The organism is Advenella faeciporci, from assembly GCF_014652395.1.
GTDB lineage: Bacteria > Pseudomonadota > Gammaproteobacteria > Burkholderiales > Burkholderiaceae_B > Advenella > Advenella faeciporci.
In genome coordinates this window covers 1-14,181 of record NZ_BMYS01000024.1, presented here as the reverse complement: position 1 = coordinate 14,181, position 14,181 = coordinate 1, and the positions used below count along the sequence as shown (strand labels likewise).

Here is a 14,181-nt window from a genome sequence, read left to right as displayed (position 1 = left end):
CCGGGTTTTTCGGGGTGCCTGTTTTCTTTGCGTAAAATGAAAAAACAGCCTGAAACCGGGTTTCTGCCCAAGAAGTGCAGTAAACTTTCACTTTCAGTTTATTTTTGTGTAAATGATCATGGCACAACATTACGAATCGGCTATTACCCAATTTATTAAAGCGTACAAAACCAGTCACCCTGATACCGAAAAGCGTCAGCTTGAAGGGCGTGCGCTTTTGTGGGACAAGCAGCAGGATACCGAGCAGCTCGAGCAATTCAAGGCCGCCCGTGTTCCCCAGAAACCCTACGTTTATCAAACCAACTAAGCCATTCCCATGGCAGTGGCCCCAGAGGCACTTGATATACTGGTGGACCCCAAGATAGACAGTACCCCTAATGTGGTGGATACTGTCGCGTTGGCTCGCCTGTACGGTGAGCCTTTATTCAATATCCCGCAAGACCTGTACATTCCTCCCGATGCCCTTGAGGTGTTCCTGGAGGCTTTTGAGGGGCCACTGGATCTTCTGCTGTACCTGATCCGCAAGCAAAACTTCAATGTGCTTGATATTCCCATGGCCGAGGTCACCCGTCAGTACCTGAGCTATGTTGACCAGATCCGTAACCAGAACCTGGAACTGGCGGGCGAGTATCTGCTGATGGCCGCCATGCTTATCGAGATCAAGTCCAGGATGCTTTTGCCGGTTCGCAAGTCGGATAGCGGTGAAGAAGTGGAAGATCCCCGTGCCGAACTGGTACGGCGTTTGCTTGACTATGAGCAAATGAAACTTGCCGCCCAAAAACTGGATGCCCTGCCACAGCTGGGACGTGATTTCGAGCGTGCCAATGCGCAGATGGATTTAAGCGTAGAGCGCATGCTGCCCGAGGTCAGCGCCGATGATCTCAGGCTGGCCTGGCAAGATATCATGAAACGGGCCAAACTGAATGCCCATCACCAGATTACCCGGGAGCAGCTGTCGGTACGCGACCACATGACGCATATTCTGCGAAGATTGTCGGATACCCGCTTCATGGAGTTTACCGACCTGTTCATGGAAAGGGTCAGCGAAGGAGAACCGGCAGCCGTCATCGTGGTGCATTTTATCGCGATGCTGGAACTGGCCCGCGAATCACTGCTGGAAATCACCCAGTCCGAGCCATATGCCCCCATCTATGTGCGGCTTGCCTATACAATTGCCGTTGAATAAATTGACCTTGTATAAATAAGAAAGGAAGACAATTGAAAGTAGTTCACACCATTGAGGAATTAAGGGATCAGCTGCGTGGCCAGCTACGGGCTTCCTTTGTGCCCACTATGGGAAACCTGCACGAAGGGCATTTGTCCCTGATGCGTCTTGCCCGGCAGCACGGAGACCCGGTCGTTGCCAGTATTTTCGTGAATCCGTTGCAGTTTGGCCCTAACGAGGATTTTGACAAATATCCGCGTACCCTTGAGGCGGATATCGCCAAACTGGAAGAGCGGCGCGATGTTTATGTGCTGTTTGCGCCTTCCGTCAAGGAAATGTACCCCGAGCCGCAAAGCTATCGCGTGCAAACCCCGTCCGACCTGGGCAATGTCCTTGAGGGTGAATTCCGTCCCGGCTTTTTTGAAGGCGTGACAACCGTGGTGCTGAAGCTGTTTTCCTGTGTGCAGCCCAAAGTGGCGGTGTTCGGGAAAAAAGACTACCAGCAACTCATGATTGTGCGTAACATGTGCCGGCAGTTCCAGTTGCCCGTGACCATTTACGCGCATGAAACGGTACGTGAACCCAGCGGGCTGGCCCTGTCTTCGCGCAACCGCTACTTAAGCGATGCCGAGCGTGCCGAAGCCCCTGTCCTGTATGCCACGCTTAACCAGGTCAAGGACCGCTTGCTGGCCGGAGAAACCGAACCGGCCGCCCTTGATGAGTTTGCCAGAAACACACTGGCCCAGCGTGGATGGGAAGTTGATTACGTATCCGTCAGGAAACAGCTTGACCTGCATGTGCCAACCGCCGGGGAAATTGCCAATAAAACGCCTTTGGTTGTATTGGCAGCGGCCAAGCTGGGTGCGACCCGCCTTATTGATAATCTGGAAATTGAGCTGTAATTGTCCTGTACCTACATGAAAGGGTAGGTGTCAAAAGTACGCAGGGTTCATATAATCTTTTTGAGTCTTATATAAGAGTTAAGGAGGTTATATGATCAACTCAAATCCAACAATGATGCAAAAAATGGCACTACTGACTCCACGAGAAAAAGAAGTGCTTAAGCTGCTTGGCAAAGGACTGCCCAACAAGGTCGTGGCAGCCATGCTTGGGGTAACCGAAAGAACCATAGAAGCCCATCGGGCACATATTTTTCGGAAAATGAAGGTAAGGAATCTGGTTCATCTGCTCTATGGGTGTACAACCCTTGAGTCGCTCTGACCGATTCAGTCACGCCTTGCTTAAGGCAAATCGGTAAGTCCAAAGTGTTTATGGCGTGTCAACCCGGTTTGGTGTACATTGTACGCAGGCCGGGTTTTTTGTTTCCGGTTTCACGCCGGCATCTTGCGTGAAGGGGGCATTTTTATGGCCTGCCAGCCTGTAACAGGGCAAATCCGTTTATCTGTTTTTAAAATGTAATGCATCATGGAAAAATTCAAGGTAGGCATAACCGGTGGGATCGGGTCAGGAAAATCTACCGTTTGCCGTTTGTTTGCGCAATGGAATGTCACTATTATTGATGCGGATGCCCTGTCTCATGAACTGACCGGGCCCGGTGGCAAGGCTGTTGCAGCCATCCGGGATGCATTTGGCAACCAGGCCATCAATGCCCAAGGCGCCATGGACAGGGCTTATATGCGGCAGCGGGCTTTCGAAGATGCCGGTGCGCGTCATCAATTGCAAGCCATTATCCATCCCCTCATCAGCCAGGAAATGGCCAGCAAAACCGCCAGTGCCACGGGCGAATACGTGATTTACGATATACCCCTGCTGGTGGAGTCCATTCATAAATACAAGGACTTCCTGAACGTTATTTGTGTGGTTGATTGCGAAGAATCCGAACAGATCTTGCGGGTGAAAAACAGAAGCGGCTTGTCGGTCGAGGCGATCATGAACATTATCAGGGCGCAGGCCAGCCGTGAACAAAGACTTGCAGTGGCCAACGAAGTGATATTTAATGGCAGTGGAGTTACCCATGAGCAACTACAGGAACGCGCTTTGGCATTGCATCAAAAATGGTTGTTGTTGGCGCGCAAGCTTTCCAATGCGAACTGAGTGCAGGAAGGAGTCAGATTGATTTTATACGAGTATCCATTTAACGAGCGAATCCGCTCCGTCATGCGACTGGAGTATCTGTTCAAACGATTGTTTGCCTTTGCCGGGGCGTCCGATCCCATGCAACAGCACGTCGCTTTATCGGTTTTGTTTGAAATCATGGACTCTTGTGACCGTGCCGAAGTCCGTACAGGAATTTTGCAGGATATCGACAAACAGAAAACCAATCTCGAGGCGTATCGCCATTATCCCGATGTCGATATTGTGGCCCTGAACCAGGCCATTGGCGATCTTGAGCGTGTTTCAGCCGCTCTGTCTGGTACCGGGCGTATTGGCCAGTCAACCCGCGAAAATGAATGGCTGATGAGTCTGAAAAACCGGTTCGCCATTCCGGGCGGAACCTCCCAAATGGACATGCCGTCTTACTCCGCCTGGCAACTGTTTCCTGAAGAAGAACGCAAGGCCTCCTTGCTGAACTGGATCAGGCCTTTCATGCCTTTGTATGACGGCGTGGCCCAGGTGCTGAAAATGTTGCGTGAATCGGGCCACTCGGTTGATGCAACCACCCAGGAAGGGGGTGTTTACCAGGAAATGCTGGGGGGCAAGATTTATCAGTTAATTCGGGTATGGGTGCCCGAACATATTCGTACCTACCCCGAAATCAGTGCCAACAAATATGTTATCTGGATTCGTTTTCATCAGTTCTCTCCCGAACAGAAAACAGAATTGGTCACCCGTCCAATTGCGTTTAAAATTGCGCTTTGCAACGTTTGAGCCCATAGCCATCGTTATTTTAGATATTGCAATTTATTTCAAACTGCGGGGGCAAGGTAGCCAGACGTCATATAGATGGTCCACAATGTCGGTTATTTAATTTTTTAATTACGAATTGTTGAGCAATGGCCAATCAAACACAAGAAAATGTAAAAAAACCGTCTAAACGCCTTCAGCTGGCAATATTTGTGTTGATTGTGATTGGTGGCTACTACGGGTGGCAATATTTTTTAAATTCCTCAACCGGCAATAACATTGCCGCACAGCCACAAAGTGCCGGTGGCCCACCCTCATCCGGTAACGGTCCTGGTGCAGGAGCAAGAGGGCGCTTTGCAATGGTCACCCCTGTCAGGGTTGAAACCGTTCAGCAAAAAGATATGGAAGTCAGGGTACCCGGCCTGGGTACGGTAACCGCATTCAACACAGTAGGAGTCAGAAGCCAGGTAAGCGGTCCTGTTGTACAGATTGCCTTTACCGAAGGGCAGGAAGTCAAACAGGGAGATTTGCTGTTTGAAATTGATCCGCGTCCTTTCCAGATCCAGCTTCAGCAGGCCCAGGGGCAACAGGCCCGGAATGCTGCGGAACTGGCCAATGCGCGCCAGGATCTGAAGCGTTACCAGACACTTTTCAAGCAGGACTCTATCGCCCGCCAGCAGGTTGATACGCAGGCTGCGCTGGTAAAACGGCTGGAAGCCCAGGCTTATAGTGACAAAGCGGTGGTAGATGAAGCCAGACTGAATCTTGCGTATACCAGGGTGCTGGCGCCCATTGACGGTCGCCTGGGATTGCGAAATGTCGATGTTGGCAATCTGGTCACGGCCAATTCAGCTGACGCGCTGGTTACCATTACCCAGGTCAAGCCTATTTCAGTGGTGTTTTCCATGCCCGAAATCCATCTTGCCGAGGTGGCAACGCAATATGCCCAGGGAGCAAGGCTGGAAGTCACCCTGATGGACCGCGATAACCGGCAGGAGCTGGCAACCGGGGAACTGGCCTCCATGGATAACCTGGTGGATGTCAGTACTGGCACCATCAGGCTTAAAGCCAATTTTTCCAATGAAGACGAGCGGCTGTTTCCCAACCAGTTTGTCAATACCCGGCTGAAAATCCGTCAGGTTCCGCAAGCCATGGCCATTTCCACCGATGCGATCCAGAACAGCTCAAACGGGCCGTTTCTGTTCAGGGTGGGCAAAGACAACACTGCCGAAATGGTGCCGGTCAAACTGGGTGTGACCGATGGCATCTATACACAGGTCCTGGAGGGGGTGGCCTTGGGTGAGCAGATCATCACTGAAGGTGTTGACCGTTTACGCAACGGTTCCAAAATAGAGATTATCCAGTGAATATCTCGCGCGCTTTCATTCTTCGTCCGGTAGCCACCACCTTGCTGATGGTGGCCCTTTTCCTGACCGGGATAGCCGCTTACCGTCAACTGGCCATTTCCGCTTTGCCCGAAGTGGATTACCCAACCATCCAGGTGGTTTCCCTGTATCCGGGGGCAGGGCCCGATGCCATGGCATCGCTGGTAACTTCACCGCTTGAACGCCAGTTCGGGCAAATGCCCGGCCTGATTCAAATGAGCTCCTCAAGCTCGGGGGGCGCTTCGGTCATTACCTTGCAGTTTTCCCTGTCACTGGACATGAGCGTGGCCGAGCAGGAAGTACAGGCCGCGATTAATGCCGCCTCCAATCTGTTGCCCTCTGACATGCCCATGCCGCCGGTGTATAACAAGGTAAACCCGGCTGATTCACCTGTTGTGACCCTGGCGGTCACGTCGCCCACCTTGCCCTTGTACGAGGCGCGCGATTTGGTTGAAACCCGGATGGCACAAAAACTGTCTCAAATTTCCGGCGTGGGGTTGGTCAGCATTGCCGGTGGGCAACGCCCTGCCGTGCGCATACAAGTCAACCCAACGGCACTGGCGGCCAATGGCATGACCCTTGGAGACGTCAGAAGTGGCGTGACCGGGGCCAATATCAACCAGCCCACCGGCAACCTGGATGGCCCACGTCGGGCAACCACGATTTACACCAATAGCCAGTTGAAAACCCCTGAAGAATATGAGGCGCTTATTCTGGCTTACCGCGATGGAGCACCTTTACGTTTAAGCGATGTTGCCCGGGTGGTGAATGATGCGGAAAATACCCGACAGGCGGCATGGATTGGCACCGAGCAGGCTATTTTGCTGAATATCCAGCGTCAGCCCGGGGCCAATGTGATAGAGGTGGTGGACAATATCAAGGCATTGTTGCCTCAATTGCAAGCGGCATTGCCGGCCTCTATCACGGTGGATATCGCTTCTGACCGGACCGAAACCATTCGCCAGTCAATTTCGCACGTCCAGTCCGAGATGCTGATGGCCATTGGCCTGGTTGTGCTGGTGACTTATGTATTCCTGCGCAGTCTAAGTGCCACCATTATTCCTTCCATTGTCGTGCCCCTGTCCATTGTGGGTACCTTTGCCGTGATGTACCTGCTTGGCTTCAGCCTGAATAACCTGTCTTTAATGGCACTTACCATTGCCACGGGTTTTGTGGTGGACGATGCCATTGTCATGATCGAAAACATTGCCCGTCATATTGAAAAAGGCGAAACGGTCATGCAGGCGGCCCTCAAAGGGGCGAAAGAAATCGGTTTTACCCTGATTTCCTTAACCGTCTCATTGATTGCCGTGCTGATTCCCCTGTTGTTTATGGGAGACGTGATTGGCCGGTTGTTCAGTGAGTTTGCCATTACCCTGGCGGTGGCCATTCTGATTTCCCTGGTCATTTCCTTAACCCTGACCCCCATGATGTGTGCCCGTATGCTCAAGCCCGAGAGCGAGTATAAGGACAACGCTTTCCACGCCAGAATGGGCAAGGCCATTGACGGCCTTATCCACTATTATGATCGCCTGCTCAGGATTGTACTCAGGTATCAGGGCACCACTCTGGTGGTGGCGTTGGCAACCCTGTTGCTGACCCTGTTTTTATACTGGTGGATTCCCAAAGGTTTTTTTCCGCAGCAGGATACGGGCCTTATCCAGGTTATTACCGAGGCGCCGCAATCGTCTTCTTTCCAGCAAATTTCCGCGCGTCAGCAAGAAGTGGTTGAGCTTGTCCTGCAAGATCCGGATGTGGCGTCCGTGTCGTCTTTTGTGGGTATTGATGGCAGCAATACCACCTTGAATACCGGCCGTTTGCAAATTTCGCTCAAGGCCAATGAAAGCCGTGCCAGTATCGCGGCAATCATGCAACGCCTTGAAGAGCGCCTTGCCCCGTTAAGCGGCATCAAGGTTTATCTGCAGCCGGCCCAGGACCTGACGATTGATACCCAGGTTGCCCGCACGCAATACCAAATCAGCCTGTCAAGCATAGATGGCGCCCTTTTGAAGCAATGGGTACCCGAATTTGTGGACCAGCTCAGGCAAAGCCCGCTGTTAACCGGTGTTACCGACAACTACCAGGCAGGCGGTCTGCAAACCAATGTGATGGTGGACAGGGATGCTGCCGCGCGTTACGGGGTTGCCATGTCCCAGGTGGATGAAGCCCTTTACAATGCGTTCGGGCAGCGCCAGATTTCCACTATTTTCACCCAGTCGGCCCAATACCGGGTAGTCCTTGAGGTGAATCCCGAATATGGACAGTCACCGGCCGACCTGTCCAATGTTTATGTGGCTTCCAGCAACGGCACGCCGGTGCAGCTTACCCAGATTGCCCGTATTGATGACTCGCAAACCCTGCTTGAAGTCATGCGGATTGATCAGTTCCCGGCCGCGCTGGTATCTTTCAATCTGGCCGAAGGGGTGTCCCTGTCCGATGCGGTCAATGTGGTTAACCAGGTCAGGGCGCAGATTGGCATGCCGCTTTCGGTGGAGATGCGCTTGCAAGGGGCTGCCCAGGCTTTTGAATCGTCCCTGTCCAGCACGCTCTGGCTGATGCTGGCAGCGGTGTTTACCATGTATATTGTACTGGGTGTGCTGTATGAAAGTTACATTCATCCCATTACCATTTTGTCCACCTTGCCATCGGCGGCGGTAGGGGCACTGCTGGCCTTAATCATGACTGGCAGGGACTTGGACATGATTGGGATTATCGGCATTATTTTGCTTATTGGTATTGTCAAGAAGAACGCCATCATGATGATCGATTTTGCTCTTGAGGCGGAAAGGCATCAGGGCCTGAGCCCCCAGGACGCGATTCATCAGGCGGCGCTGCTGCGCTTTAGGCCAATTCTCATGACAACCCTGGCAGCGCTTTTTGGTGCGATTCCACTTATGCTGTCTACCGGTACGGGTGCCGAATTACGTCAGCCATTGGGCCTGGCCATGGTAGGGGGCCTGATTTGCAGCCAGATTCTGACGCTGTTTACCACACCGGTCATTTACCTGATGTTTGACCGTCTGGGCAACCGGTCTGCGGCAACCGCAAGGGATGAAAGCAGTGAGCCTGTCTAGCCCCTTCATCGCCCGTCCTGTTGCGACCTCTTTGCTGGCATTGGCTGTTGCCGTGATGGGGGCGATCGCTTATTATTTTCTGGCGGTAGCTCCTTTGCCGCAAGTGTCATTCCCCATGATTTCGGTCCGGGCCTCGTTGTCAGGCGCCAGTCCCGAGAACATGGCCTCTAGCGTGGCAACTCCCCTGGAGCGCTCGCTAGGCAACATTTCCGGCTTGATGTCGATGAGTTCGCGCAATACCGAGGGGAGCACGCGAATCTTCCTGCAGTTTGACATGGACAAGAATGTTGATGATGCCGCGCGGGAAGTGCAGGCCGCCATCAATGCCGCCCAACCCCTGTTGCCCAGCAGCATGCGTACACCACCCACTTATCGCAAGGTGAATCCGTCCTCTTCGCCGATTATGGCACTGGCCTTAACTTCCGAGACCCTGGACCAGGGCCAGCTTTATGACTTGGCCTCTACCATTCTGGCGCAAAAGCTGGCCCAGGTGGAAGGGATTGGCGAGGTGACAATTGGCGGAAGCTCCCTGCCCGCCGTGCGGGTGGATCTGAATCCCTATATCCTGTCTTCATACGGCATCGCCCTTGATGAAGTCCGTTCGGCCATTACATCGGCCAATACGGTCAAGCCCAATGGTTTTCTGGAGAATGCCGAATACCGCTGGCAGATTGGCACCAACGGACAATTGAGCAAGGCAAAGGATTTTGAGAACCTGGTGATACGTTGGCAGGATGGGGCGGCGGTACGCCTGAAAGACGTGGCCAAGGTTTACGACTCAATTGAAAGTGTATTCAACAGCGGTTTTTACAACGATGAAAAGGCCATTATCATGCTGCTGCGCAGGCAGGAGTCGGCCAATATTATTAAAACCGTAGAACTGGTCAAGGCTGAATTGCCAGCCCTGAGCCTGCTTCTGCCATCACAGGTGGATCTGGATATTGTCCAGGATCGCACGCCCAGTATTCGGGCAACCCTGGCAGAGGCCGAATTTACCCTGATTCTGTCGGTGGTGCTGGTGACCCTGGTGGTGTTGGTGTTTTTGCAGAATGTGCGGGCCACCCTGATCCCCGCCATTTCGGTGCCTCTCTCCCTGCTGGGCACTTTCATCGTCATGTATTTTCTGGAGTATTCGCTGAACACCATTTCCCTGATGGCCCTGATTGTGGCAACCGGGTTTGTGGTGGATGACTCCATTGTTGTACTGGAAAACATTACCCGTCATCTTGAACGGGGAGTGCGTCCTTTCACGGCCGCCTTGCAGGGGGCCAGGGAAGTTGGTTTTACCGTGCTGACCATGAGCGTTTCCCTGATCGCGGTGTTTATTCCCCTGTTCCTGATGGGTGGTTTGCCGGGGCGTCTGTTCCGGGAGTTTGCGGTCACCCTGTCGGTGGCCATTCTCATGTCCCTGCTGGTTTCCCTTACCCTGACACCCATGATGTGCGCGCAATGGCTGAAAAACAAACCGGCCATACGCAAAGAACGCTGGCTGACCCGGCAATGGAACCGTTTTTTTGATGCGATGCTGGGTGGCTACAAGAAAACCCTGGCCTGGGCCCTGCGTTTCAGGTTTCTGACATTGCTCATGCTGTTGCTGACGATTGGCCTGAATGTTTACCTGTACGTGATTGTGCCCAAAGGCTTTTTTCCGCAGCAGGATACCGGCATGATTCTTGGTTTTTTCCGGGTGGACCAGGGCACTTCCTTTCAGGCCATGGTGCCCAAACTGGAAATTTACCGCCAGGAAATCCTGAAAGATCCGAATGTGGATACCGTCATGGGCTATGCCGGCGGGCGCGGTGGCAGCAATTCCAGCTTTCTGATGATCCAGCTTAAGCCTTTTGAACAAAGGCAATTGTCGGCCAACGAAGTGATTGACAATCTGCGTCGCAAGTTCCCGGTTATTCCGGGGGCCCAGCTTTCATTGGTGCCGCAGCAGGATATCCGTATGGGTGGGCCCGGTGGTGGTTCGACGGGTTCTTATGATTACACCTTAATGTCCGGCGATCTGGAGCTGCTTAGGGAGTGGGTGCCTAAAGTGCAAAGGGCAATGGCTGCCCTGCCTGAAATTACCGAGGTGAATGCGGCAGTGGAAGACAGGGGGCGCCGGATTGAATTGGTGATTGACCGTGAAATGGCGACCCGGCTGGGCGTGGACATGAGCCTGATTGCGGGCTCCCTGAATAATCTGTTCAGCCAGCGCCAGGTGTCTGTTATTTACAGTGCGCTTAATCAATACCATGTGGTGATGGGTGTTGAGCAGCAGTATGCCCAGGATGCCCAGGTATTGGATACGATAGAATTGATGACGGCAGATGGTAATCGGGTGCCCTTGTCCGCCTTTGCCACTTTTGAGACGGCCAATGCACCGCTGAGTGTGCAGCATCAGGGTTTGCTGGCCTCCGATTCGATTGCTTTTAACCTGGCGCCCGGGGTTACCTTGGAACAGGCCAGCAATGCCATTGAAAATGCCGTAGAGCGGCTGAACTTGCCAACCAATGAAATCCAGGCAGGCTTCGAGGGCAATGCGCAGATGTTTCAGCAAACCACCAGTCAGCAGCCTTTGTTGATTCTGGCTGCGTTAGTGGTGATGTATATCGTGCTGGGCATTCTGTATGAAAGTTACATGCATCCCCTGACTATTTTGTCCACCTTGCCATCTGCGGGTGTGGGGGCCTTGCTGGCGCTGATGTTGGTGGGCATGGAGTTTACGCTGATTGCCCTGATCGGGGTGTTTTTGCTGATTGGTATTGTGAAGAAAAACGCCATTATTATGGTGGATTTTGCCTTGCAAAAAGAACGTCAGGAAGGATACCTGCCCGAACAGGCCATTTATGAGGCCTGTATTGTCCGCTTCAGGCCCATCATGATGACAACGTTGGCAGCCATGTTTGGTGCCTTGCCGCTGGTGCTGGCAACCGGAGCGGGTGTTGAAATGCGTCAGCCGCTAGGTGTGGCCATTGTGGGCGGCCTGTTCCTGAGCCAGGTGCTGACCCTTTATACGACACCGGTGGTTTATTTGTATCTGGATAAATTGCGCTGGCGTTTTTCCAGAAAGCATAAACGTATCGGGGACGTGGTTTCGGGTACTGAAAGTTAAAGGTTGAAGAATGAGTGAAGCATCAAGCAATGATTCCCGTGTCACGGGCAGGCATTTCAGTTGGGTCGCGGCCATGCTGGCGCTGGCCCTGCTAAGTGCTTGCACGGTAGGGCCCGATTATGTACGTCCCGCGCAAGAACTTGGGCTTTCCTACAAGGCGGAAAAGGTGGATGGTTGGGTGCAGGCCAGGCCTGGCGATGATTTGTCCAAAGGCAACTGGTGGGAGCGCTTTAATGAGCCGGTATTGAATGGTTTGATGGCACAACTTAATGCATCCAATCAGAATATTGCCCAGGCGGTGGCCCGTTATGACGCTGCCAGGGCCTTGACGGCGCAGACACGTTCGGGATTTTTCCCGGTATTGGGTGCCGGTGCCGGCTATGACCGTTCAGGCGGCAGCAACCGTTCAGGGACTTCGCAATATGATTTAAGCGGCTCACTGAATTGGGAGCTTGACCTGTGGGGAAAAGTCCGTCGGCAGGTGCAAGGCCAACAGGCGGCACAGCAGGCCAGTGCGGCTGATTTGGCCAATGTCAGGCTGAGCATGCAGTCGGAGCTGGCCCAAAATTACTTTACCTTGCGCATGATAGATGAGCAAAAACGCCTGCTGGAACGTACCTTGCAGGCTTATGAACGTTCTTTGCAGATGAACCGGAACCGTTATGCGCAAGGAGTGTCGGCACGGGGTGATGTGGTGGCCGCCATGGCGCAGGTGAATAATGCACGCGCGCAGGCCATTGATATTGAGGCAGAGCGTGCCCGTACGGAAAATGCGATCGCGGTGCTGACAGGGCAGTTGCCTTCCGGCATGAATATAGCACCTGTGGCTTTCGAGGTGAAAGTGCCCGCGATTCCAGTCAGTGTGCCGGCAACCTTGTTGCAAAGGCGGCCTGATGTGGCGTCTGCCGAGCGCAGGGTGGCGCAGGCCAATGCCGATATCGGGGTGGCCCAGTCTGCCTGGTTTCCTGATCTGAATCTGGGTTTGTCAGGGGGATTGCAAGCCGCCACGTTTTCAGACTGGATTTCTTCACCACTTAATTTCTGGTCATTGGGCCCGACCCTGGCCATGACCCTGCTGGACGGTGGCGCACGTGCGGCCAGTATCAATTATGCAAAAGCGTCTTATCAGGCCGAGGTGGCCGGGTATCGGCAAACGGTCCTGGCAGCCTTGCAGGAAGTGGAGAATGCGATCAGTACCTTAAGTGTGCTCAATCGTGAGCTTAAGGTTCAGCTGCAGGCATTGGCGGCTTCCCGCGAGTCTTTGCAGATTACCCGCAATCAGTTTGCGGCAGGCCTGATTGATTATTTAAGTGTGGTGCAGGTGGAAGCGTCGGCCTATGCGGCCGAACGCACGGCGTTGCAATTGGAGAATCAGCGGCTTAATACAACGGTTGATTTGATCAAGGCGTTGGGCGGTGGCTGGAGCGAGCCGTTAACACCATAGTCTTGATGTGGTTTGATTGCGGTGTTTTCCCCGCTTGTGTTAAAACTGTAATATTTAGTTTTTACCCTTTTTTACGGGTGTTATATGCCGATTTTCAAGTGTGATTCCAAAAGTGACAATCCCCAGGTTTTTCCTTTAGACGATATTGTCTGTGGGCTGCGTGAGGCGCGCCATAAGTGGCGGGTATCGCAAAATCGCCAGCACGAGATCGGGGGACGGCATTTGCCTTCGCCCAGTGCGATCAGTGATGCGCTGGATTCGTTGATCAGTGCGCTGTTCCCGATGCGTTTGGGGCCTAATGATTTGCTGCAGGAAACCGAGGATTATTATGTGGGTTATACCATTGGGGTGGCGCTGAATGTGTTGTTGGCCCAGGTTCGCCTTGAGGTCAGGTATCAGTATCGCAATGATCGTTTAAGTGCCGAGGCGCTCGAGGACCGTGCTGTTGAGATTATGAAGGCGTTTTCGATTGCATTGCCAAGGATTCGCAGCCAGCTGGATACGGATGTGAATGCGGCTTATGTGGGCGACCCGGCGGCAGGCAGTGTTGATGAGGTGCTGTTGTGTTATCCGGGTATTCTGGCCATGATCTACCATCGGGTTGCACATGAGTTTTATAAGCTGGATGCGAAACTGGTGGCGCGTATTATTGCCGAGCTGGCGCATAGCCAGACGGGCATTGATATTCATCCGGGTGCGCAGATTGGTGAGGGGTTTTTTATTGATCATGGCACGGGTGTGGTGATTGGCGAGACAACGATTATTGGCGAGCGGGTACGGGTTTACCAGGCGGTAACGTTGGGCGCAAAAAGCTTTCCGGTGAATGAGGACGGGTCGTTGCATAAGGGTTTGGCAAGGCATCCGATTGTTGAGGATGATGTGGTGATTTATGCGGGGGCGACTATTCTCGGTCGTGTAACGATTGGGAAGGGCGCCACGATTGGCGGTAATGTCTGGTTAACGCATGATGTGGCCCCAGGCAGTTTTGTGAGTCAGGCAACAAGCCGTGACGAGCGGTTTTTTCAGAAGTGCGGAGAGTAGAAGGCTTTTCCTGGACTTTGATCTCGTTCCCATGCTCTGGACTCGTTCCCATGCTCTGAACTGACCCCCAAAAGTTGGACACCCATTCAACTTTTAGGGGTTTTTCAATGGAAAAATATGATGTGCAATTCAAAGTCAAATTAGTAAAGGAGTATCTGTTCGGCGAT

11 protein-coding genes are annotated in these 14,181 nt (G+C 53.1%); all 11 read left to right on the top strand.

The features are described 5' to 3' along the window. Window positions 1-118: 118 nt before the first annotated feature. The 11 genes from IE074_RS13285 (at window position 119) to epsC (ending at window position 14,014) form a co-directional block, all read left to right on the top strand. Window positions 119-307: a DUF3460 family protein gene (locus tag IE074_RS13285; protein ID WP_189385935.1), complete on the top strand. Its 189-nt coding sequence runs from the start codon at window positions 119-121 to the stop codon at window positions 305-307. 9 nt (window positions 308-316) lie between these two features. Further along, window positions 317-1,186 carry a segregation and condensation protein A gene (locus IE074_RS13280; RefSeq protein WP_189385934.1) on the top strand — a complete coding sequence of 290 codons (870 nt, stop codon included), beginning with the start codon at window positions 317-319 and terminating at the stop codon, window positions 1,184-1,186. Between the two features lie 32 nt (window positions 1,187-1,218). After that, window positions 1,219-2,067, top strand: a complete 849-nt coding sequence (gene panC / locus IE074_RS13275; protein WP_189385933.1) for a pantoate--beta-alanine ligase — start codon at window positions 1,219-1,221, stop codon at window positions 2,065-2,067. 91 nt (window positions 2,068-2,158) lie between these two features. Continuing rightward, window positions 2,159-2,386 (top strand): response regulator transcription factor, encoded by a 228-nt coding sequence (locus IE074_RS13270; RefSeq protein WP_189385932.1) that lies wholly within the window; start codon window positions 2,159-2,161, stop codon window positions 2,384-2,386. A 204-nt stretch (window positions 2,387-2,590) separates the two neighbouring features. Then, window positions 2,591-3,220, top strand: a complete 630-nt coding sequence (coaE, locus tag IE074_RS13265) for a dephospho-CoA kinase (protein ID WP_189385931.1) — start codon at window positions 2,591-2,593, stop codon at window positions 3,218-3,220. An 18-nt stretch (window positions 3,221-3,238) separates the two neighbouring features. Next, entirely contained in the window at window positions 3,239-3,994 is a 756-nt protein-coding gene (gene zapD, locus IE074_RS13260) for a cell division protein ZapD (RefSeq protein WP_189385930.1), read from the top strand. Window positions 3,995-4,119: 125 nt separating this feature from the next. Next, entirely contained in the window at window positions 4,120-5,337 is a 1,218-nt protein-coding gene (locus IE074_RS13255) for an MdtA/MuxA family multidrug efflux RND transporter periplasmic adaptor subunit (RefSeq protein WP_189385929.1), read from the top strand. Beyond that, window positions 5,334-8,429, top strand: a complete 3,096-nt coding sequence (locus IE074_RS13250; protein WP_189385928.1) for a multidrug efflux RND transporter permease subunit — start codon at window positions 5,334-5,336, stop codon at window positions 8,427-8,429. The genes IE074_RS13255 and IE074_RS13250 overlap by 4 nt, the downstream gene beginning before the upstream one ends. Further along, window positions 8,416-11,529 carry an efflux RND transporter permease subunit gene (locus IE074_RS13245; protein WP_189385952.1) on the top strand — a complete coding sequence of 1,038 codons (3,114 nt, stop codon included), beginning with the start codon at window positions 8,416-8,418 and terminating at the stop codon, window positions 11,527-11,529. The genes IE074_RS13250 and IE074_RS13245 overlap by 14 nt, the downstream gene beginning before the upstream one ends. Window positions 11,530-11,539: 10 nt before the next feature. Further along, a complete protein-coding gene (locus IE074_RS13240; RefSeq protein ID WP_189385927.1) occupies window positions 11,540-12,973 on the top strand; it encodes an efflux transporter outer membrane subunit in 1,434 nt (477 codons plus the stop codon). An 84-nt stretch (window positions 12,974-13,057) separates the two neighbouring features. Beyond that, on the top strand, window positions 13,058-14,014 hold the full coding sequence (epsC, locus tag IE074_RS13235) for a serine O-acetyltransferase EpsC (protein WP_189385926.1): 957 nt from the start codon (window positions 13,058-13,060) through the stop codon (window positions 14,012-14,014). Window positions 14,015-14,181: the final 167 nt, after the last annotated feature.

Bases quoted from the DNA above. Each gene is read 5' to 3' on its own strand.
- IE074_RS13285 (WP_189385935.1), top strand. From the start codon at position 119: ATGGCACAACATTACGAATCGGCTATTACCCAATTTATTAAAGCGTAC.
- IE074_RS13280 (WP_189385934.1), top strand. From the start codon at position 317: ATGGCAGTGGCCCCAGAGGCACTTGATATACTGGTGGACCCCAAGATA.
- IE074_RS13270 (WP_189385932.1), top strand. From the start codon at position 2,159: ATGATCAACTCAAATCCAACAATGATGCAAAAAATGGCACTACTGACT.
- coaE (WP_189385931.1), top strand. From the start codon at position 2,591: ATGGAAAAATTCAAGGTAGGCATAACCGGTGGGATCGGGTCAGGAAAA.
- IE074_RS13255 (WP_189385929.1), top strand. From the start codon at position 4,120: ATGGCCAATCAAACACAAGAAAATGTAAAAAAACCGTCTAAACGCCTT.
- IE074_RS13240 (WP_189385927.1), top strand. From the start codon at position 11,540: ATGAGTGAAGCATCAAGCAATGATTCCCGTGTCACGGGCAGGCATTTC.
- epsC (WP_189385926.1), top strand. From the start codon at position 13,058: ATGCCGATTTTCAAGTGTGATTCCAAAAGTGACAATCCCCAGGTTTTT.